Consider the following 21620-nt stretch of genomic DNA (forward strand, 5'->3'; position numbering starts at 1 on the left):
GGACCTAACGCGCGGATGCCGATGCTTGAGGCCCGCGCTGGGCCTTCACAGGTAGAATCGATTGAATGCCTTCTAGCATGCTCAACTGTGCGGGTGTCGGCTCTGCGCCTTGCACGCGGCTATCGGCAAGCAGCTTGGCGATCAGCCCGAGCAGTTTCCTGCGATCTTCGCGGTCGCCGAGCAGGACGGGAAGCGTGGCAAGCGCCTGATCCGGCTCGTAGGACACGATGATTTCCTGCTCGCCGCGTATGCGCCGCCACTGATCCGGCGGAAGTTGCGGCAGGTACTCCGCGTAATCCTCGGCGAGTTGCTGGCGCAACACCAGCCGTGCAAGCGGAAGTGCCTCGCCTCGCCGCGCCAGCAGACAGGCCACCCGCGCAACGGCTTCGCTGTAGCCGCCCTCGGTCATCGACGAAAGCGCATCTTTAACGAACGGCAGGTCTCGCGGATTCGCCTCGGCTCGAGCGGATTTTTCAAGCGCATCGTTCCGCTCGCCGCCCTCATACGCGGAAAACATGTTGCCGTAGAGAGAGAAGAATGCACTTTCGGTCGCGGCGTCACGCATCGCGCGATAGTAGTCGAGCGATGCGCTGACCATGTCGGCGCCATATCGTTCGAACTGCCGCAGCGGCATGTCAGCCTGTGCGTCCGTTTTGCGTGTCGCGCTGACCGCTTCCGCGGCCGGTCCAAGCCAGGCGAGCCACGGGTTCATGTCCGAGAATGCCCAACGCTGCGCGCGCAGCGGATGAAATTGCCGCAGCAAAGTGGCCGTCGTCTCGTTCGACATGGCCTGCACGAACGGCTGAACGAAGAACTCGTACGCCCGCTGATTCAACTCCGAGACCCGCTTAACGGCCTCGAATGGCTGCTCGTCCACTCGCTCGAACCGGTTAAACCGCGCGCTGACTTCTTCGAGCCGATGTTCACGCAGTTCCACGTCGTATTCAGTCGCGCCGTTCGCTCCTTCGCGTTCGGTGATCTCCATGCCATACAGTCCCGGTGGAAACGTCTCAATCGTCTCCAGCACCGACGTGATCTGCGTATGCTCTTTTTTCGCCACCTTGCCTGACACGAAGATGCCGAGGTGGCCGATGCTCTTGTGCATGAGCCCGACAATCACCTGGCCGCGCGCCTTGATTTCCTCCGTGCTGCCGTAGATGTCGGCGACCCAGTTGAACGCCTGTTGCGGTGGCGTGATGTTATCGCCGAGCGAGGCGAAGAGAATGATTGGCGACTTGATGTCGCGTAGATCGAATGCGCCGCCACCTACGCCTCTGACTTCCCCGGACCACAGTTTGTTGCCGATGAACAGATTTTGCGTAATCCACTGAATCTCTTCGCGGTTCATTAAATAGTACCCACCCCACCAGCGTTCGAAGTCAAGGAAACGCGGCGGCTCCGTATCGACGTTATCAAAGAGGTGGTAATACTTGTCCCACAAACTATTGGCGGGATTGAGGTTCTCGAAGTTCTGAACCAGATGGGCACCGTCGAACTTGCCGTTGCCGAGATCCGCGGTGAGTGACGCGAGCCAGGTGCCTCCCAGCATGCCGCCGGAATAACGCATGGGATTGTCGCCCTCCCCTTCGCTCCACGCGCCGCTCCAGTAAGACATCGGTGCGCCGTTGATGACGAGCGGCCCCGTATGGTCCGGGTCGGAACTCGCCACCATCATTGCGGCCCAGCCGCCCTGGCAATTGCCGACGATCGCGGGCTTAGCGCTGTCGGGATGCAACTCGCACACTTTCCGGACGAACTGTTGCTCCGCCGCGCAAACATCGAGCATTGTCTGGCCGGGTTCCGGGTCGCGGAAAAAGATGACGAAATACACCGGATGCCCGGCCTTCAGCGCCACCCCTGCCTGTGAATCGTCCTTGAAACCACCGATGCCCGGACCATGACCCGCGCGCGGATCGATGATCACATAAGGGCGTTTGCGCATGTCGATCGACACGCCTTCGGGCGGCAGAATACGTAGCAACGCATAGTTGACAGGACGCGCGAACAGGCGGGCGTCGAGCACGGTCTCGTAAGCAAAATGCAGCACCGGCTGCAATCCGCGAGACGTCTGGTCGACAAAACTATTTCCGCGCTGGCGCAGCGTGTCCCAAAAGAGTACCGTGCGCTGCATCACGTCGACGGCATGGCGGTAGCCAGCCCAAGGGTCGAGCGCGGCAGCCCACGCGCTGCCTGGCGACCCGGTGCCGCGGTCGGCTCCGAGACGGGTCGCGGCATCATGTACGCGTTGGCTGAAACCCTGCTGCGCGATTTGCGAGCGCTTCTGATAAAGACGTGCAACCTTTGCGGTGATCTCCTGACTCCGGGAGATCTGATTTTTTGCGTCCATCATGGCATGACCCTCCACATAATGGCCAACGTAGTAGCGTCATGCCATCGCAACGCCAATCTGTGGTTTGCCGAACGATACGGCTCACCACAATGGCCCTTCTCCCGACAACAGGCAATACGACCTTGGTCCGACGAACCGATCCCCGGTTATCCAGACCTAAAGTAATTCCTCGCTCCCGCAGCGGCATCTGATGTCCTAAACTGAAATTCAACTTCGCGCGAGTGCCGGGGGACGTTAATGAAACGCTCTGAATTCAGAATCGGCTGTGCGGCGGTTGGCGTTTTTATCTGGATCGGGGGACTCTATGCGACGATCCGGGGTCTGCTCTATGAAGTGCCACATGAATTCCGCTATGGCGTCCTGGCGCTCATCATTGGCGTGGCGACATTCGTCATAGCACTAAACCCCATGGCAAACCACCGGTCGAGAAAGCGAGGCGAACCCCGCTGATGGGCGGCGCAATCGCTGCTGCCGTACCCGTCGCGAATGGCTGACAGTATCGCCAGGTTCGCAGCGCGCTCAACCGCGCCTCCACCCGCCGCCTTCCCGGTATCCTGCATTTCCCGTTTGCTCATTTGCACTCTCCAGGAAGAACTTTCCCGGGTCGGCGTCGCCCGTTGCGACGCTCCGCTCATTGCCTGAGGATCTTCCAGGGGCCGCTGCCCTGTTTGCAGACAGTCGGCGTCCAGCTTTGCGTCTGGCCTTTTGCGATCGCGACAAGCGTCGTGGTGCGGCAAGTTCTGTCGCCCTCCTTCGAGGTATCGCGCGGAGTCACCGTGCCCTTGATCGAAACGGAGTTGCCGGTGCCCGAGTTGTTCCATTCCATCGATTCGCCATCTTTCTTGGTTTCGAGCGCCACCTGGGCTGCGTCGTTGAGCGCTTTACGGTCAGCTTCCTTCATGTAGCTCACCGGCGTGTCTTTCAGGAAATTCAGATTCGCGGCATGGCTAAAAGTCGCGCCGGCCAGCAACGCGGCGCCGGCGAGCCGGCGCGCGAACAAATGGACGGTCATGGGGGAATGCGCTTGCATGGATCATCTCCGTTGATAGCGGTACGGCCACATATCACGTAGCGGCCTGTGGTGCCACACCTGGGCCATCGGCAATATTCCCCTGCGACTGAAACTCGTCGACGAGGTCAGCCACCGAGCCGCGCCGACCGATGTGGCCAAAACGGTCTTCGAGCCCCTCGGCACGAAGCATGTCGCGCACCTCCGCGTGTGCGGCCACCACTTTCATCGCCGTGCCGGCGGCCAGCAGCGCGTCGTGCAACGCCTTCAGCATCCGCGCGCCCGCGAGGTCGACAACCGGCGACGCGGACAGGTCACAGATCACCAGTTCGACTGGCTCGGAAGCTGCGCGGATTCTCCGCCAGACGGTCTCGCGCACATGCTCGACATTGAAGTAAAGCAGCGACGCCTCGACGCGCACGGTCAGCACATGCGCAATCGCCTCGTTCTCGGCATGCCGCTCGATGTCCGAGAAAATTCGCGTGCCAGGGATACGCCCTAGCACCGCCACATGAGGATGCGCGGCACGCCGGATGATCAGGAGCATCGAGACAATGACGGCGACGATCACGCCATTCAGAATTCCCAGCGTCAGCACCGCCGCGAACGCCACCATGGAGATAGCGAATTCAAAATGGCTGACGCGCCAGAGATGGCGTAGCTCACCGATATCGACCAATCCCTTCACGGCCACCAGCACAATGGCCGCCAGCACGACATTGGGCAAGTTGGCGAGCAGACCCGTCAGGAACATGAGACAGAGCCCGATGGCAATCGACGCGAATACGAGCGCAAGCGGAGTCTTCGCGCCCGCCTTGTCATTCACCGACGATTGAGAAAGTCCGCCTGCGACCGGATACGCCTGGAATAATCCGGCAGCCAGATTCGCGGCTCCCAGAGCGAGCAGTTCCTGGCGCGCGTCGATCTCGTAACCGTGGGCCTGCGCGAGCGCGCGCGCGGCCGAAACGCTTTCGACGTACGCCAGCAACAGGCACGCAAAAGCGAGTGGAATGACGCCATCGACATCGCGTATGCGCAGCCCTGGCAGGCGGAATTCCGGCAACCCTTGAGGCAGGGCGCCCACCAGCTTGAATCCATAACCGGCCAGCGGCGTGACGGACAACACGACAATCGACGCGATCACGACGAAGAGCGCAACCGGACGCCCCGGCAGATATTTTTCGCCGAGCAGCAGCAACGCAATGCAGACCAGACCAAATCCGAGCACGACGAGATTAGTCTGTCCTAGCTGTCCGCCGAGCACGGCAATCCGCTCGAAGAACGACTCTCCGCCACCCTTGACCCCGAAGAGTTTAGGCAGTTGGGTCATCGCGATAGTCAACGCCGCGCCCGCCTTGAAGCCGAGCAGGATCGTCTCGCTGATGAAATTGACCAGTGAACTCAAGCGTAGCAACCAGGCCACCAGACACATGCCGGCGATCACCACGGCCGTGAGCGCCGCGATCGAAGCCCAGCGCGCCGGATCGCCGTCGGCCATCGCCGCGACGGTCACGCCGACCAGCATCGAGATCGCCGAAGTCGGACCGATCGCGAGTTGGCGCGACGAGCCGAAGAGTGCGTAGAAGAGTCCCCCGACGAGATAACCATAGATGCCGTATTGCGCGGGTAAACCGGCCAGCAGCGCATACGCGAGCGAAACCGGGATCCCGTAGGCCGCGAGCGTGACTCCGGCTACCGCGTCCTTCACGAGCCATCGAGGCTGATAGGCTCCGAGCCATTGCGCGGGCGGAAACACGTTGCGCCACCCGCGCGCGGGCATCTGATCCGTCACCGGCTCGGTGACGCTGGATTCGTTGGTCAACGTAGCGCCTCGCAGACGGAAGCAAACTCGACAGGAGCACGGCCGCACGCCGTTCCACGATATGGTGCGCGATGCCCCCGGGCCGGGCCGTGCTGCTCCTCAAGCATAGTCGGTGGTCTGCGCGGTCCACATCGGACCTTGGTCCTAGATGCCTGCGTGGCCGCGCTGTCGTACTGTCGTACCGTCGAAGCCGCCAGCGCCCCACCAGAGCCGGGCATCAAGCGCGGCGACCGCCTCAATAGGGATCGTTGACGCGCTGCCATGTTTGATCCGGATCGAACATCGTGACGGGCGACGCGTTCGCGCCATGATCTTTCTGGTAAATCACCCCGTTGTTGTTGACCACGAAAGTCATCACACCGGTCGTGCCATATTCGGCCGGATAGGCGACCATCGCAAAGCCGGCGAGCATGTGCCCGTTGATGATGTAGCTGAAGGCGCCGCCCGCCGCGTTCTTGCCTTGCCGCGTCAAGATGCGGAAGTGATATCCCCGATAAGCGTCACCCGCCTGGTGGCCCTTCAGATACGCTGAGCTGACGGCGATCAGCGGTCCGAATGGACTGGCTTCCTCACCGCTGCTCTCGTCTGTCCGCCAGTAAAGGCCGTCCTGCCTGCCGGGCGTGCTGGCAAGCTTTTGCGCGTATTCCAGCAGGCCGTCATTGTTTCGATCACGTGACGCATATTCCCGCTGTGCGTCGACATAGGCGCGCAGCACGTGGATTGCCTCGCGTTCGTTCGCGCCGATACGCCGATTCAGGATTTCTTCCTCGCCGAGTTCCGTGGCAAACCGCCAGCTACCCTTCTCCTTCACGATGGGGATCGGCATCGGCCAGGCCTCGTCGCCGACCAGCAGAATCCGCCGATCCGGTCCGGCTTCATCGAGGACATGGAAGGCATCCAGTTCGGCGCTCGCCTTGGCCCAATTCGCTTCGTTCTCCGCCTGATCCGGCGACACCACCAGGCGCTTGTGCGCCTCGCCAAAAATGGCGACGAGCGTCGCTTCATCGCGGGCCTTCAGCGCCTCGGACAAAGCGGTGACCGCCTGCTCCGGCGTCGCGAACGTGCGTTGCTCCGCGGCAAAGGCACCAAGCGGAATCAGCAATGCGAGAACCATCGCGTATAACACGCACCATATTGCCAGGCGGGGCCGCCATTCCGCGCGCCGGTTCGTGCCGGTCCTGATCGGGTCAGTCATTGTCATCCCCTATCGCCGTCCACCACCGCGGCCGCCACCACCGCCACGCTGGAACCCGCCGCCACCGCCACCGCCGCGCCCGCCTCCCGATGAAAATCCACCGCCGGAATGGCCAGAAGCCCGGCTGTGGGAGTCGGAGAACGACTGACGACTCGCCGCGCCCCTTGAACTATTCGCCTGTGCGTCGCGCGCCGATCCGTAGCCGCTAAACGCATCGCCCCCGCCCCTTTGCGAGGCCCCCGCGCCTTGGTCCCGCGTGCCCGCCGAAGCGGGGCGCTGAGCACCCTGGTCTCTCGTGGCCGGCGTAGCCGGACGTTGAGCCGCTTGCTGCCGTCCTCCCGAAGCCGCATTACCACCTCCCGCGGCGCCGCGGGCCGGTGCGTCGCCGACCCGTTGCATGCCGGCGGCGCGGCCTGTCGTGCCGCTCACCTGGCCTGGCTTCTTCTCGGATCGCCATGCGGACGATTGCCCTCCCTGGCCTCGCGTGCGGTTGACATCGCCCGTGTTGATATTGCCTCGCTCGACATTCCTTTCCCGATCGCCTCGCTCGACGTTCCTCTCCCGGTTGATGTTGATGTTGTTATTGCCGCCGCCTCCGTAATGAGCCTCGTAGTGTCCGCCGTTCCAGGCCGCGCCAATCGCCGCTCCCCATATCAGGCCCGTCGCGAGCGCCGCACCCGGAGCGTACGGATAGTAGTAGGCCGGATAAGGTGCAGGCAGGTAGGCATAGCTCGGAGGTGCGCCGGCTACCACGACGGTGGTCGGGTTGTATTGCGGCACGTAAATTACCTGCGGGTCGGCCGGGACGATCTTGATCACCTCCTTCTCGACCACCACGACCTGCTTGTCGTCGGTTTTGAGCTGACCCGCCGCCTGCGTTTGACGCCGGAAGCGCTGCACCGCCTCCAGTACCGCGCCCTGATCGGCGACAACGGCTTCGCCGACGCTGATCGTCCAGTCGAGATCCGTACTCATTCTTTTGACGACCTCGGGGTAATTCAGCAAGGCCTTCACGGGATCGTGCCAGTTCTCGTTGAGTTTGAGCGACTTGTCACTTTTGCGCTGTTCGAGGAAGCGATCCGCCTGCACGATCTCCACCGGGTAAGTCGCGGCGGGAAGAATGATGGCGACGAGATCGTCTGGATATAACGCAATGGGTCCGACAAGTTTGTCGAGCGTAGCAGCGGGAACGGCGGCCGCGCCGACGTCAGCCGCGGGGGCCTGCGCAATTGAGACCGTCGCGGACGACATGACGTAGAGCGCAAGCATTGCGACGATAACCGCATGGATCGAGATCCGGGGCAACTTGAGTTCCTGCACGACGACCGTTCGCGGCCGCCTGTCGGGCGCCCACTCAAACGGGATGATCCGTTCAAAAGCACGCATAACGCGGTCCATTGTTGCTTCCCCTCACTCTTCACACTCAAGCAGGCTTGCGACCTTTAAACGAGCTTTAAAAGACAGTTATCCGAAGCAATGGAAACGAGACACACGTGCCCTGCAAACAGTTTGGACCCGACGGGTGCCCTGTTGCAAATACGACCTTGGTCCGATTGCGCACTGCATGCCCGGGACGCAATGATGAGAGCGAAGATGCCATCGCTGCCGACACCTCGCCGAGCGCTCGATACTGACAGGACTCAACACCCGCGCCAGCTTCGATTTCACGCTAGTCCAAAAAGGCAGCCGGCGGTCCGCATAGGTGTGGACTTACGCAAGGAGTCGCCGTGATCACGTTGAGAAAGTACATTCTTCTCGCCGCTTTAGCGGGTTCGATGTCATGCGATGGTATGGCGCAATCGAAGCCCATTGCCTATCCCGCGAAAGGGCAAAGCGCGCAAACGCAACAGCAGGATGACGGTGCCTGTTATTCGTGGGCCAAGAACAACACCGGCGTGGACCCGGCGGCAATGGCCAACGCCCCGCCTCCGCCTTCCGGACCGGCGGTGGGCGGCGGTGAGCGCGTTCAGGGCGCCGCACGTGGCGCTGCCGGAGGCGCGGTCATCGGAGCCATAGCGGGCGATGCGGGCAAAGGGGCGGCGATCGGAGCCGCAACCGGTACGATGGTCGGCGGATCGCGTGCGCGGCAGAACCGGCGCGCGGCCGCGGCATCGACACAGTCCCAGACACAGGGTTCGATGGACACATTCAATCGCGCCTATGCCGCGTGTATGGAAGGTCGTGGCTACTCCATCAAATGAACTTTAGCGTGTAAGCCGGGTAATCCGCCCTGTCATGAAAGACCGGCGGCCATTCGGGCCTAAGTCGACGTGCGCGCAGGCGTTCAAGGAGAGCAGCATGAGAAACAGCAGACTCATCGTCGCAGCGGCGTTCGTGTCTTTCGCTACTATGGCTTCCGCCCAGACAGAGCCACAAGTGGCGGTCAACAGCGCGCCCGGCAAAGTATCCATGAAGGGCACAGTGAAGACGAGTTCGACTGTGGTGGGTATCGAGCCGGCCACCCGAACGGTGTGGCTCAAGGATGCCAAAGGCAAGGTCGTGCAAGTCGTGGTGAGTGAAGAAGCACGCAACTTCGACCAGTTGAAGATCGGCGACGTCGTCACGGCGGAGTATTCGCAGGCCGTTACCGTCACGCTCAAAAAGGGCGGCGCACCCCTTTCCGTCAACGAGAGCCAGACCTTGGAGCGAGCGCCGATGGGCGCCAAACCCGGCGGCTCGGCAAGCAGGGAGATAACGGTCATGGCCAGCGTGACCGCCGTCAACCACCAGACCGGCGCGATTACGCTGAAAGGCCCGCAAGGCAATTCGGTGGACCTTGTCGTACAGGATCCCGACCAGCTCAAGCTGATCAAAAAGGGAGACCGGTTGGAAGTGCTCTACAACGAAGCCGTGGCAATTTCCGTCGAACCTCAAGCCAAGTAGCCAGGTAGCCACGCAGGGTTGATTGCACAGTTGAACCGGAGCCGAACAGACAATGGATGATTTGGCCCAATCCTCTCCCGAGCCGCAGCGCCAGGTAATTCGGCCTCAAGTAGATCTAGCCCGAATCGTGCTGGCTGTCGGGACGCTTCTGCTGCTCATTGGTGGCAGCCTCTATATCGTGCATCCGTTCGTGCCCGCGTTGATCTGGGGCACCACGATTGTCGTCACGACATGGCCGCTCATGCTCAGAATCCAGCCATGGCTCGGAGGACGGCGCGGACTCGCCGTCACCGTCATGCTGTTGCTGGAAATCGTGGTGATATGCATCCCCACCTACGCCGCGGTGTCCACGCTTGCCGGCCATACGGCCGACATCATGGACTTCGTGGAGGGCCTGCCTGGCTACGCACTTCCGTCGCCGCCTCATTGGCTCGGCAGTGTCCCGCTAATGGATCGTGTAACGGATGAGTGGCAAAAACTGTCCGATGCGGGTCCGGGGGGCATCCTCGCGAAGGTGGAACCCTACGCCGCCGTCGTCGCGAAATGGCTTCTGCTTCAGATGGGTCTGGTCGGCTCCTTTGCCGTGCATCTGATCCTGATGCTTATCGTGTGCGGCTTGCTCTATGGCCAGGGCGAGGCTGCGGTCGCCCTCGTGACCGCTTTGGCTTTACGAGTGTCGCCCGGGAACGGCGCGAACATTATCCACCTCACAGGTCAGTCGATCCGCGCGATCGCACTCGGCGTCGTGGTCACGGCACTCGTGCAGGCTTCGCTCGGCGCTGTCGGAGTCTGGCTCGCGGGCATTCCGTTCGCTGGTGTGCTCAGCGCATTGATGCTTGTCATGTGCCTCATACAATTGGGTCCATTGCTGCCCATGCTGGGTTGCGTGATCTGGCTATTCATGCATGACGCGCAGTTGACGGCCAGCGTGCTGCTCGTCTGGACCATCGCCGTCTCGGCGCTCGACAACATTTTGCGGCCGATACTCATCCGTCGCGCGGTTGCGCTGCCGATGGTGCTCATCCTCTCAGGCGTACTAGGCGGTCTGATCGCAATAGGAGCAGTGGGCCTCTTCATCGGCCCGGTTATCCTTGCCGTCACTTACCATCTGCTCCGCGCGTGGATAGACCAGCCGGATAAGTTGGTAGCACAAGGCAATCAGGACGGTCAGGGCCACCTCGTCCCCCGCCGGACCGATTGAGGCGAGAGAGGCGAGACCACCCGACCGCCTTCAGTCGAACATGGGCATCCGGCAACGCGAGTGCCTTGCAGATCATCTGCAGCCGCGCTCCAGCGCCTCTGTTTTCAGGCCCAGATTGGCCAGAGCCCGATCGTTCTCGTCGAGTAGCGCCTGCAGCCGCGCCCCCTCCGCGAAGCTGCACGATGCCTCGCTCCCCAACAGCGACCGGACCCCTGTGCCCTGTTGCCAGCGCGCGCCGTCTCGACGACCACGACGACAGCAGACCCATACGCGGCTCCGGGCGTTCTATGATTCATCGCGCTCCGGAAGAAGCAACGCGGTGATCGTGCGGCCCTTCCAGAACAGGTTGTGCACGCGCGGCTGCAGCATGCGCAACCCGTCCGCCGTCACGTCGTCGAAAATCACCAGCGCCGCGGGCCGCGAGCCCGCGCCCGGGATACGGCGGATCGTACTGAATTGAGGGAAACCATACCGGATAAGGAACGCCCCGATTTCCTCATCGGAGACGCTTTCTTCCACGTTGCCCAGCATCAGTTCAGCCATGATATTTGCTCCTCGATCGTTACCCTGCGCGCGGCGTTGCACCACGATGTCGATGCACGATCCGCACGCCGCGTCACTGAGCCGGACTCCCCTGCATCGCCGCCGCGATATCGCGGCTCACCGACGCCAGTGCGCGATCGTGCGCGGCAACGAGCGCATCGAAGCCCGGACCGGACACCGCCTCGCGCGCAACAGAGCGGCCCGTGACGGAACGGCCATTACCCGGCGGGCGCACGGCCCATAGCACATCGACGGTGACGTCCCGCCCCGGTGTGGACTCGAAGCGCATCACGTCGATACGCACACGCCATACGCCAGGCGGCTCGCGCGTCAGATCGAACACCGAAATCTGCGGTGAGTTCAGCAGCACGGCAAGGTTGGCGGCAATCACACCGCCGATGTCGCCGCTCAACGGTTGCGCCCAACGGGCGAATTCGTTGATCTCGACCTCGTTGTCTCCGACCCGGGTCACGATTTGCGGCCGATCCACAAGGTCCGGTATCGTAACGGGCCCGATCACGGCAGCGATCGAGCGCGTTGCGCCGGAGCTGGCGAGAGAGCGGTCGGGGCTCAGCGTGTAAAAACTGGCCGATGGCGATTTACATCCGCCGAGCCAGCCGCTGACAAGCGCGAGAATCAGACATGTCGTGGCGTACCTCATGGCTTGTCCTCAGACTTGCCGCGCACGAGCGCTTCCGGATGCCGGGACAGATAGTCGGCCAGCGTACGCAGCGTGGCTGCCGTTCGGGTCATTTCGTGCATCGCCTGTTCCGTGGATTGCTGCAGCGACGAATCCGGTTGCAGCGCGGTATTCGCGGAATCGAGCGCGGTTTGCGCCGACGTGAACGTGTCACGCGCCTTCGGGACGACCTCGTTATTGAGCTGGGAGATCATCGAGTTGGTCGTGCGTAGCGTCGTACGCGCATCGTTGCCGATCGCCTCGAACGGAATATTGTTGAGCTTGGTCAGCAAGCGTGTAACCGAGTCTTGCAGCGACTGAAGCGTGCGCGGTATGGCAGGCAATTCCGGCGGCGACTTGCTCCAGTCAATCTTCGCCTTGGGCGCATCGGGGTAATAGTCCAACGCGACGTAAAGCTGACCCGTCAACGGATTGCCGCTCTTGAGCTGGAAGCGGAATCCATGTTCGATCAGATAGTCGGCTAGTCCACGTGGGTTGTCGCTTAGACGCCCTCCGTCGCGCCCGTTCTGATAGCGTGACGTAAAGCGCTCGGGATAGATCGCTATCTCGACGGGAATGCTGAAACGGTTTTGTGCCGGCTCGAAGCGTGTATAGATCGCCGTCACCTCGCCGATCACTACACCGCGAAAATCGACCGGCGCGCCAACCGTCAGCCCGCGCACCGAATCGATGAAATTGACGACGTATTTATCGACGATCCGATCGTGCTGTTTCATCGCGTCGGCGCGCGTTGCGTAAAGTTCGAATCCCGTATTGGCGGCGGCGCTGGTCACTTCCTGCGACTCCGGCGGTGACTCGAACGCCACGCCGCCGATGATGATGGAAACGATCGACTGGGTTTCGACACGCAGACCGTTCGTGTCGAACGCCATGTCCACCCCGCTCGCGTGCCAGAAGCGCGTATCGGTCTTCACGAACTGGTCGTAAGGCGCATTGACGAACGCCTTCACCGTGACACCTTTGCCGTCCGGGTCCAGTTTGTAAGAAGCAATCTGGCCGACCCGGAGTCTGCGGAAATAGATGGGCGTGCCCACGTCCAGCGAGCCGAGACCCGCACCCTTCAAAATGAACTCCCGCCCTGGCACGTCGCTCGCAAACACAGGGGGCTCTTCGAGCCCGACGAAATCACGCCGCGCTTTCGCGGCATTGCCCACATCGACGTCGATGTACGACCCGGAGAGCAGCGTGCCGAGCCCCGAGACCGTGCCGCCTGAAATGCGCGGGCGCACGACCCAGAACCGGGTGTTCTCGACCAGCAGACTCGCCACGTCGCGAGCCACCTCTGCCTTCGCCACGACGCTCTTATGATCCGGCGAGAGATTCACGGCCTCGACCACGCCAATATCGACGTCCTTGAACTTGACCTTTGTCTTTCCGGCTTCAAGGCCCTCGCCGGTCTTGAAACTGATGGTGATATTCTCGCCGCGTTCCAGGATCGCTTTCGTAGCCAGCCATCCGCCGATCAGCACCGCCACGATCGGCACGAGCCACACCAGTTGCATGCGCCAGCGCGAGCGTGGAACGGAATCCGCCAGGGGGAGTTCGGGAAGATCCGGCTCGTCATTTGGTCTTGACATGAGCGCTCTCCGCTGCATCCCAGATGAGGCGCGGATCGAAAGCCATCGCCGCCAGCAGTGTCAACACGACCACCGCTCCGAACGCTATCGATGCCGGACCGGCCTCGATCGTCGCCAGCGCCTGGAATTGCACCAGCGCGACGAGCATCGTGATGACATAAATATCGAGCATCGACCAGCGCCCAACCAGTTCGATGGCGCGGTAGATTCTGGTGCGCTGCTCGGGAAGCCATTGCGAGTGAAGCTGGGTGGAGACCGCCAGATACGCAAGGCCAAGGATCTTGAGCATCGGTACCACGATGCTTGCGATGAACACGAGAACGGCAAGCGGCCATGAACCGGATACCCACAGATAGACCACGCCGCTCATGATCGTGTCTTTCTGCGCTCCGAAGAGCGAACTCGTTTTCATCACGGGCAGCACATTGGCGGGGATATACAGCACGATTGCCGCCGACAGATACGCCCACGTCCGCGAGATGCTCGCTGGCTTGCGCATATGCAAGCGCGCTTTGCAACGCGGGCAGCCCTGCTCGCCCGATCGCGCCGGATCGCGCACCAGTAGCCCGCACTCTTCGCACAGCACGAGCCCGCATGCGGAGGCCGTCACCGCCGCGCGGTGCTGCTCTACGGGAGGCAGCCGCCACGCGCCGTCGGCATTTTTGAGGGCGCAGATGCGCGACCATATCTCGCGCGGATCGAACGTCGCCGACGCCGCGGCGAGCAACAACATCAGCACCATGAACGACCACAACGCCGTGCCTGGCACGACCTTCGCGATATGCGTCAGCTTGACGAGCGCGACCAGCAGACCGAGGATCAGAACCTCGGTCATGCCCCACGGCCGCGCCAGTTGAAACAGCCGGAAGCCCTCGACCGCGTGCCACGGTACTCGTCCCAGACGCAGCGGCACGAGCAGCCACAGCATGGCCAGGGTCTGCAGCACCGGCGTCAGGATCGTCGTCAGGAAGACCAGCGCCGCGAGCGGCCAGGTGCCATGCGCGTAGAGCACGCGGACCGACCCGGCCAGTGTCGTTTGGACGAGATGGCCGTTCACCGACAAACCTACGATAGGAAAGGCGTTGGAGATGACAAGCAGCACGGCGGACGCGAGGGTAAAGGCGAGAGCACGTTCGGGCCCGTTCGTACGTTCCCTGCCGAGCTCCGCGCGACAACGACGGCAACGCCACGAGCCGCCGGGCGGCAGAGGCGCTGCAAGCTGGAGCATGTCGCACTCCTCGCAAGCAATGATTTCCCGGCGTGTCATCTCGCCTCCAGCGCGACCGCTGGGTCGCCCGCCGGCGCCGCGCCACGCGCGACGGGCGCGGTGGGTGTGGTGTCCGGCGACGGCGTACCCGGTGCGGGCGGTGCGGCCGGTGGAACGGACAGTTTCTCAGCGGCGAGAACCCAGCCGCCGCCCATCGCCTTGTAGAGGTTGACGAATGACGTCAGCTCGGCTCCCTGCGTCTGCGTATAGCTCAGTTGTGCGTTGAAGAGGCTTCGCTCGGCGTCGAGCACTTCGATGTAGCTTGTGTAACCGCCTTCGTAACGCAGACGCGCGAGCCGCGCGTAGGTGTGTAGCGCCTCGACCTGGTTGGCCAGCACGGCCAGTTGCTCGCGCGTCTTCTGCACGGAGATGAGCGCGTCTTCGACCTCCTGGAATGCCACCTGAATCGCTTTCTCATAAGCGAACAGCGCTTCCTGCTGACGCGCCTCGGCCTGCCGCACCTGCCCGGAGATATTGCCCGCCGTGAAGATAGGCTGCGTCACGCTGCCGGCAAAAGACCATACCCGCGCCGGGCCGGTGAAAAGGTTTGAAAACTGCGTGCTGACCGTACCAAACAGCCCGGTCAGCGAGATGGACGGAAAGTAAAGCGCCTTGGCCGCGCCGATCAGCGCGTTTTCCGACACCAGCGCCTGCTCGGCCTGCAGCAGATCCGGACGGCGTTCCAGCAAGTCCGAAGGCAGCTCGTTCGGAATCTGCGGCGAGCCCAACGTCGACAGTTCGCGGCCGCGCAGAATTGCGCCGGGGTTTTTGCCGATCAGCACGGACAACGCATTTTCCTGCTGGCCGATCTGCGCTTCGAGCTGCGGGATGGTGGCCTTTGCTGCCTCGTATTCCGACTGGCTTTGCGCCAGCTCCATTTGCGACACCTCGCCGCCCCTGAAGCGCAACGTGAAAACCCGGACCGATTCGTCGCGGCTTTCCACGGTCGACTTCGCGATCTCAAGCTGCCGATCAAGACTGCGCAAGTTAATGTAGGCGGATGAAACGGAGCTGACCAGCGTCAGAATGGTGGCCCGGCGGCCTTCCTCGCTGGCCAAAAGGTTGGCGCGGGCAGCCTCGGTCTGGCGGCGAACCTTGCCGAAAAGATCGATTTCCCATGCCACCGACACCGTCGCGTCGAACTGGTTGTAGATCGGGCTGACGCCGTTCGGTATCGGTATTCCGCTCGCCTGAGACGCGCGCTGGCGAGATGCATCGGCGCCCGCGACCACCTGTGGAAACAGCGCGGAACGCGTCGTCACGAACTGCGCCTGAAACTCGTCGACCCGCGCGGCCGCGATCTTGACATCACGATTCTCCAGCAACGCGGTTGCGATCAACTGGTCGAGCACCGGATCCTGAAACTGCTCCCACCACGTCGTGTTGGCAATCTCGGCCGCCTCGCCCTGCGCAAAGCGATACGTTGCCGGCACCTCCACCGTGGGCCGCACGTAGTTGGGGCCGAGCAGGCACCCGCCCAGCGCAAGCAGCGTGGCCGAAGCGAGCAGGCGCGCCAAAGCGGTCGCGTTCATGTCAAGGGCTCTCTTGCGACGGCGCGTGCGGCGGCAGGCCGGGCTCCGCGGCGCCCGACTCCCGCGTCGTTCCGGCTGCGCCGGGGCCGGACTTCTGCTTGCCGCCGCTGGAGCGCGAGGACATCGACTCAAGCAGGTAATAGAACATCGGAATGAAGAATACGGCGATGGCCGTCGCGCCGATCATGCCGCCAATCACCCCCGTGCCGATCGAATGGCGGCTGTTGGCCGACGCGCCCGTTGCAATGGCAAGCGGCACACAGCCGAGAATGAAAGCCAGCGACGTCATCACGATCGGACGCAAGCGCTCTTCGGCCGCCGTCATGGTGGCGTCGAACACCGACGCGCCGGTCTCGCGGTTCAGCACGGCGAATTCGAAGATCAGGATCGCGTTCTTGGCCGCAAGCGCAACCAGCATGGTCAAGCCGATCTGGAAGTAGACGTCGTTACTCAGGCCGCGCAGCAGAATGGCGAGCAGTGCGCCAAACAGCGCGAACGGGACCGCCATCAGCACGCCGAACGGCAAGCTCCACTTCTCGTACTGCGCGGCGAGGATGAGGAACACCATCACCAGGCCGAACACGAAGACGAGCCCCGACGTGCCGCCCGATTGCCGTTCCTCGTAAGCCTCTCCGCTCCAGGCGACGTCATAGCCGGCCGGCATTTGCGTCGCCAGTTCCTCCAGGGTGGAGATGACCTGACCGGAGCTGAATCCGGGAGCGGCGTTCGCCGTGATTTTGATCGCGGGAAAATTGTTGAACCGCGTGACCAGGTCGGGACCCACGACAAACTGGTAAGTGGCCACCGACGTCATCGGCAGCATCGTGCCAGTCTTGCTGCGCACGAAAATCTGATCGAGGTCGCCCGGCTTTAACCGGTACGACGGCTCCGCCTGCAAAATGACTTGCCAGAGCCGGCTCGAGCGGTTGAACTGCGAGACGTAGAGCGAGCCGAACATCGTTTGCATCGAGCTGTACGCGTCTTCGACAGGCACGCCGAGCGTCTCGGACTTGTCGCGGTCCACCTGCACCAGCAATTGCCGCGACGAGGCGTTGAACGTCGAAGTCACACCCGCGAGTTCCTGACGCTGCTTGGCCCTCTGAACGAAGTCTTGCGCAACCTCCGCGAGTTGCGCGATGCTCGAGTCGCCCTTGCTCTGAATCCACACTTCCGTGCCGCCGGTCGTGCCGAGACCAGGAATCGACGGCGGGTTGACGGGAATCACCACGCCCTCTTTCACGTTCCCGAAATGGCGGTACGCGTCTTGCAAGACGGTTCGCGCGTTCTGCGTGCGGATGTTCTCCGAAGAATAGCGTTCATCGAAGCTTTTGAAACCGACAAAGAAAGTACTTGCGTTGTTTTTGTTCTGGTTATCAAGCAGGCTATATCCGTCGACCACCGTGATGCTGCCGACTGCCGGCTGTTTGATGAAGTAGTCGGTGACCTGCTGGGACACTTCTCCGGTACGGTCGAGGCTCGCCGCATCGGGCATGACGACTGCGCCGAGCAGATAGCCCTGGTCCTCCGGTGGCAGGAACGCGGAGGGAATCGACCGCACCATGAGCACGGCGAGTACGATCATGGCTACGAAAAACACCAGCGCGAAAATCGATCGCTTGATTACCAGCCTGACCGCTCGCGAATAGCCCGACGTCATGCGCGCAAACTGTTTATCGAACCAGCGGAAGAAGCCTTTCTTCTCGTGGTGGGAGCTCTTCAGCAGCAACGCGGCGAGCGCCGGCGACAAAGTCAGCGCGACGATGCCGGACAGCACGACCGATATCGCAATCGTAATGGCGAACTGCTTGTACATCTGACCTGTGATGCCGCCGAGAAACGCCACCGGTACGAACACGGCGCACAGCACCAGCACGATGGCGACGACCGGTCCCGCCACCTCGTCCATGGCCTTTTTTGAGGCATCTTTGGGATTGAGCTTGAGCACCGTGATGTTTCGTTCGACGTTCTCGATCACGACGATTGCGTCGTCGACCACGATCCCGATGGCGAGCACCATCCCGAACAGGGTCAGCATGTTGATCGAGAACCCCAGCGGAAGCATGAACATGCATGTGCCGACAATCGAGACCGGGACCGCCACGATCGGAATCAGCGTCGCGCGAAGGCTCTGCAGAAACACGAAAACGACGATAACGACGAGCACCAGTGCTTCAAAGAAGGTGTGAATGACGTCGGAGATGGAGGACCGGGTGAACTCGGTCGTATCCATCGCGATTTCATAAGTCATGCCTTCCGGAAACGATTTTTTCAGTTCCGCCAGCGTTGCGCGAACGCTCTTCGAGACTTCGAGTGCATTCGCACCCGGCTGCTGATAAACAGCGAGGACGGTCGCGGGCTTGCCCTGGAACCGGCTGCGGATGGAGTAATCTTTTTGCCCGAGTTCGGCGCGCCCGATGTCCTTGATGCGCACGATTGCCGCCCCGCCATTCGCTGCGCGCACGATGATATTTTCGAACTCGGACGGCTCGGTCAGACGGCCAGTCGTCGTCACGGCAAAGGACTGCTCAACCGATTTTCCCGTAGGCGACTGTCCGATACTGCCCACGGCGAACTGCTGATTCTGGTTCGCCACCACGCGCTGAACGTCCGCGGCTGTCACGCCCAATTGCGCCATCCGATCGGGCTTCAGCCAGATACGCATCGCGTAATCCGGATTGCCGAAGATACTGGACTGATTCGCGCCCGGCACCCGCTTGATCGCGTCGAGCACGTAGACGTTGGCGAAATTCGCGATGTAGACCGAGTCGTACCGGTCGGAAGGTGAATAAATTGCAATCACCATCATGAAGGCGGACGACTTCTTCTGCACCTGAATGCCTTGCGCCTGGACCGATTGGGGCAGTTGCGGCAAGGCGAGATTCACGCGGTTCTGCACGTCGACTTGAGCCAGTTCCGGGTTCGTGCCGATCTGGAAGTACGCATTGATCGTCAGGTTGCCGGTAGACGAACTCGACGAATTCATATAGATCATGTTGTCCGCGCCATTGACCTGCTGCTCGATCGGCGCGGCGACATTGTTCGCCACAACCTCCGCGTTCGCGCCCGGATACGTGGCGGAAATGGTGATCTGCGGCGGAGTGATGTCGGGATACTGCGCGACCGGCAGGGCGAACATCGCCAACGCGCCGCCTAGCGTAATGACAATCGAAATGACCGACGCGAAAATCGGCCGATCGATGCAGTAGTGCGAGATGCTCATATCGGTCGGCCTTTCATTGGGTCGCACCGCTGCCGGTTCCTTGCGCCTCGGACTCCTTGGCCTGCGTGGAAGGTGCAGGTGCCTGCGCCGCACTTTCAGACCCGGCAGGTCCGGACGGCGCTGCGTTCTTCTCGGCGGGTGGGCCTTTAACTATCTTGAGTTGCGCTCCCGCTGCGACACGCAGTGCGCCATCCACCACGATGCGCTCGCCCGGCTTGAGTCCCTCCGAGACGAACCAGTCGTCGCCTTGCCAATCGCCCACTTCGACGACCCGCTGGTGCGCTTTGGACTGGTCGTCGACGACCCAGACAAAGTGACTCTTCGAGCCTTGTAATACGGACCTCTGCGGCACGAGAATCGAGTTCGGCCGGATGGCCCCGGAAACGCGCGCTTTCACGAATTGACCGGGCCGCAATGCTCCCTTCGGATTATCGAATACCGCCCGCACCAGAAAGGTCCCCGTTTCGGTGCTGAAAGCAGGATTCGCAAAGTCGATACGGCCGACCTGCGAGAACACCGACCCGTCGGCCAGAATCAGCTTGACGACAAAATCGTTGTGCTCCGGGAATTTCAGAAGACCGGCTGCAATCTGGTCCCGGTACTTCAACATCTCGTTTTCGGAGATGCTGAAGTTCACCCACATCGGGTCCAGTTGATAAACGTAGGTCAGCAAGCCGTTGGAAGTCGCCGTGACATAGCTGCCGTCCTGCTGACGTGCAAAGCTCGACAGACCCGCGAGGGGGGACTTGATCGTCGTATAGCCGAGATTAAGTTGGGCTGTATCGACTTCCCCTTTTGCCGCGATCACTGCGGCGGCGGACTGCTTTTCGTTGCCTATCGCGTCGTCGAGATCTTTCTTGCTCAACGCGTTTTGAGCAGCGAGCGGCTCAACCCGCGCCAGATTCGCCTTGGCAACCTGATAACGCGCCTGCTGCTGCGCGAGTTGTCCTTTCGCGGTTTGCAGCGCGGCCTCGAACGGCTTGCGGTCCATCTGGAACATCGTCTGCCCGGCCTTGACGAGCTGCCCCTCAACGTACAGGCGTTTGTCGAGAAAACCGTCCACGCGCGCACGAATCTCGACCTCGCGCGAACTCTGAGTCTGAGCGGTAAATTCGAAATCGACAGGCGTGTCCTTCTGTACGACGGTCGTAATGGTCACCTCCGGCGCGGCGGCGGCGGGCGCGGCAGGTTGCTTTTTGCAGGCGGCGAGCAAGGTCATCGCCGCTGCCATCAGCAGCAGCGCGCGCCACGAACGACAAAACACAACCGGTGTGTCCGCAGCACCGAGACATCGCGGCCCCCGCGCGGAATGATGGATGGCGACAGTTTTCATTGCGCGCCCGCCTGATCACAAGACCGTACAGTTGCCGAAGAGCACCAGCGCATCGTCGCTATTGACGATCGTCAATGTCATTGATCCGTCGGTCGAATCGAGCACCAAGGTCCACCCAAATCCCATCTCTGTCCCGTCCATGATGATCTGATTGGCATCTTTGCTGGCGATACGCATGGGCGTCGTTCGCGCGGGTCCGATGATCACCTTCTTGTCGAAGTCGAGCGAGAGAAACCGGGGCGCTCCGATATCCGCCGGTAAAGAGCGGCTGCAGGTTAGTCCGGGATCGCATGAATGCGCGTCGATCGTCGCGCAGATGAGTCGTTTGCTGCCATCGAAGTCGGCGGCCGACGTGTCGAATGCAATGGCGCTGAACAGAATCGCAATTGCAGAAGCGAGTAAGGTGGGCCTTGGTTTCATCACGTACTCCGGCTTTTTCTTTGAGCGCTGCGCGCGCAATAACCCGCGCACGACGACGGCTGGCGATTTGAGCCGCGCGCTGATGTAGGTCAGTTTGGTAGCTGAAATACAGAGAGGCAATCAGACCTTGGTCTCATATCGCCCGGCCGGGCACAGATACTTCAAGGACCCAGCGGACCATTCATCGCCATTTCCACAGCCTTGATCAGGATGGCGGCATTGAACGGTTTTCGCAGATAGGCGGCAGCGCCAGACGCGAGCGCGGTCTGTCTGACGGAGAACTCGTCGTGCGCGGTGATCATGATGACCGGCAGGCCCATGGGCGCAAGTTGACGCTGAACTTCCAGTCCGCCTGTGCCAGGCATCTGGATGTCGAGAATAACGCACGCAGGCCGGTACGACGGAATCGCCGAGAGTGTATTCAAGAACTCGTCGCCGCTGGAGAACGTCTCCGCCTCAATACCTGAGGCGCGCAGCAGCCGCTTGATGGCTCGGCATACCGATTCATCATCGTCGACTATGGCAACGATCTGATTGGGGTTGACCATTTTGATATGCGAAAGCGCGG

The 21620-nt window shown here is 61.8% G+C and carries 18 protein-coding genes; 4 read left to right on the forward strand and 14 right to left on the reverse strand.

All coding sequences use genetic code 11. The features are described from left to right. Positions 1 to 4: 4 nt before the first annotated feature. Positions 5 to 2347 carry a DUF3141 domain-containing protein gene (locus B0G73_RS03205; RefSeq protein WP_106278367.1) on the reverse strand — a complete coding sequence of 781 codons (2343 nt, stop codon included), beginning with the start codon at positions 2345 to 2347 and terminating at the stop codon, positions 5 to 7. Positions 2348 to 2587: 240 nt separating this feature from the next. On the opposite strand from B0G73_RS03205, the gene B0G73_RS03210 reads away from it, so the two are divergent. After that, positions 2588 to 2800 carry a DUF2964 family protein gene (locus tag B0G73_RS03210; protein ID WP_106277859.1) on the forward strand — a complete coding sequence of 71 codons (213 nt, stop codon included), beginning with the start codon at positions 2588 to 2590 and terminating at the stop codon, positions 2798 to 2800. 181 nt (positions 2801 to 2981) lie between these two features. Here the strand turns inward: B0G73_RS03210 and B0G73_RS03215 are convergent, their stop codons facing one another. The 4 genes from B0G73_RS03215 to B0G73_RS03230 all read right to left on the reverse strand — a co-directional run bounded on the left by B0G73_RS03215 (position 2982) and on the right by B0G73_RS03230 (position 7762). Next, entirely contained in the window at positions 2982 to 3380 is a 399-nt protein-coding gene (locus B0G73_RS03215) for an RT0821/Lpp0805 family surface protein (protein WP_116144712.1), read from the reverse strand. Between the two features lie 34 nt (positions 3381 to 3414). Then, positions 3415 to 5139, reverse strand: coding sequence for a SulP family inorganic anion transporter (locus B0G73_RS03220; protein ID WP_106278369.1), 1725 nt, complete (start codon positions 5137 to 5139; stop codon positions 3415 to 3417). Between the two features lie 277 nt (positions 5140 to 5416). Continuing rightward, complete coding sequence (locus B0G73_RS03225; protein WP_106278371.1) at positions 5417 to 6376, reverse strand: DUF2950 domain-containing protein; 960 nt, start codon at positions 6374 to 6376, stop codon at positions 5417 to 5419. Positions 6377 to 6385: 9 nt separating this feature from the next. After that, positions 6386 to 7762: a DUF3300 domain-containing protein gene (locus B0G73_RS03230; protein ID WP_258193160.1), complete on the reverse strand. Its 1377-nt coding sequence runs from the start codon at positions 7760 to 7762 to the stop codon at positions 6386 to 6388. Positions 7763 to 8151: 389 nt separating this feature from the next. On the opposite strand from B0G73_RS03230, the gene B0G73_RS03235 reads away from it, so the two are divergent. The 3 genes from B0G73_RS03235 (at position 8152) to ydiK (ending at position 10460) form a co-directional block, all read left to right on the forward strand. Beyond that, on the forward strand, positions 8152 to 8577 hold the full coding sequence (locus B0G73_RS03235; protein ID WP_106278373.1) for a glycine zipper family protein: 426 nt from the start codon (positions 8152 to 8154) through the stop codon (positions 8575 to 8577). A gap of 97 nt (positions 8578 to 8674) precedes the next feature. Beyond that, positions 8675 to 9259, forward strand: a complete 585-nt coding sequence (locus tag B0G73_RS03240) for a hypothetical protein (RefSeq protein WP_106277865.1) — start codon at positions 8675 to 8677, stop codon at positions 9257 to 9259. A 52-nt stretch (positions 9260 to 9311) separates the two neighbouring features. Then, the gene (ydiK, locus tag B0G73_RS03245; protein WP_106277867.1) at positions 9312 to 10460 is read left to right on the forward strand and encodes an AI-2E family transporter YdiK; all 1149 of its coding nucleotides are present in this window, start codon (positions 9312 to 9314) and stop codon (positions 10458 to 10460) included. 285 nt (positions 10461 to 10745) lie between these two features. Here ydiK and B0G73_RS03250 read toward each other — a convergent pair whose 3' ends face one another. The 9 genes from B0G73_RS03250 to B0G73_RS03290 all read right to left on the reverse strand — a co-directional run bounded on the left by B0G73_RS03250 (position 10746) and on the right by B0G73_RS03290 (position 21600). Then, the gene (locus B0G73_RS03250; RefSeq protein ID WP_106277869.1) at positions 10746 to 11003 is read right to left on the reverse strand and encodes an RNA-binding protein; all 258 of its coding nucleotides are present in this window, start codon (positions 11001 to 11003) and stop codon (positions 10746 to 10748) included. A gap of 73 nt (positions 11004 to 11076) precedes the next feature. Continuing rightward, positions 11077 to 11664 (reverse strand): membrane integrity-associated transporter subunit PqiC, encoded by a 588-nt coding sequence (locus B0G73_RS03255; RefSeq protein ID WP_106277870.1) that lies wholly within the window; start codon positions 11662 to 11664, stop codon positions 11077 to 11079. Further along, complete coding sequence (locus B0G73_RS03260; protein ID WP_106277872.1) at positions 11661 to 13280, reverse strand: intermembrane transport protein PqiB; 1620 nt, start codon at positions 13278 to 13280, stop codon at positions 11661 to 11663. The genes B0G73_RS03255 and B0G73_RS03260 overlap by 4 nt, the downstream gene beginning before the upstream one ends. Further along, the gene (locus tag B0G73_RS03265) at positions 13264 to 14547 is read right to left on the reverse strand and encodes a paraquat-inducible protein A (RefSeq protein WP_106277874.1); all 1284 of its coding nucleotides are present in this window, start codon (positions 14545 to 14547) and stop codon (positions 13264 to 13266) included. The genes B0G73_RS03260 and B0G73_RS03265 overlap by 17 nt, the downstream gene beginning before the upstream one ends. Beyond that, complete coding sequence (locus B0G73_RS03270) at positions 14544 to 16079, reverse strand: efflux transporter outer membrane subunit (RefSeq protein WP_106277875.1); 1536 nt, start codon at positions 16077 to 16079, stop codon at positions 14544 to 14546. Before B0G73_RS03270 ends, B0G73_RS03265 begins: the two co-directional genes overlap by 4 nt. Position 16080: 1 nt before the next feature. Continuing rightward, positions 16081 to 19299: an efflux RND transporter permease subunit gene (locus B0G73_RS03275; protein WP_106277877.1), complete on the reverse strand. Its 3219-nt coding sequence runs from the start codon at positions 19297 to 19299 to the stop codon at positions 16081 to 16083. Positions 19300 to 19312: 13 nt separating this feature from the next. After that, positions 19313 to 20530: an efflux RND transporter periplasmic adaptor subunit gene (locus B0G73_RS03280; RefSeq protein WP_258193170.1), complete on the reverse strand. Its 1218-nt coding sequence runs from the start codon at positions 20528 to 20530 to the stop codon at positions 19313 to 19315. Between the two features lie 117 nt (positions 20531 to 20647). Next, a complete protein-coding gene (locus tag B0G73_RS03285; protein ID WP_258193161.1) occupies positions 20648 to 21172 on the reverse strand; it encodes a hypothetical protein in 525 nt (174 codons plus the stop codon). Between the two features lie 41 nt (positions 21173 to 21213). Beyond that, positions 21214 to 21600 carry a response regulator transcription factor gene (locus B0G73_RS03290; protein ID WP_106277880.1) on the reverse strand — a complete coding sequence of 129 codons (387 nt, stop codon included), beginning with the start codon at positions 21598 to 21600 and terminating at the stop codon, positions 21214 to 21216. Between the last annotated feature and the right edge of the window lie 20 nt (positions 21601 to 21620).

The organism is Paraburkholderia sp. BL25I1N1, assembly GCF_003002025.1.
Classification (GTDB): domain Bacteria; phylum Pseudomonadota; class Gammaproteobacteria; order Burkholderiales; family Burkholderiaceae; genus Paraburkholderia.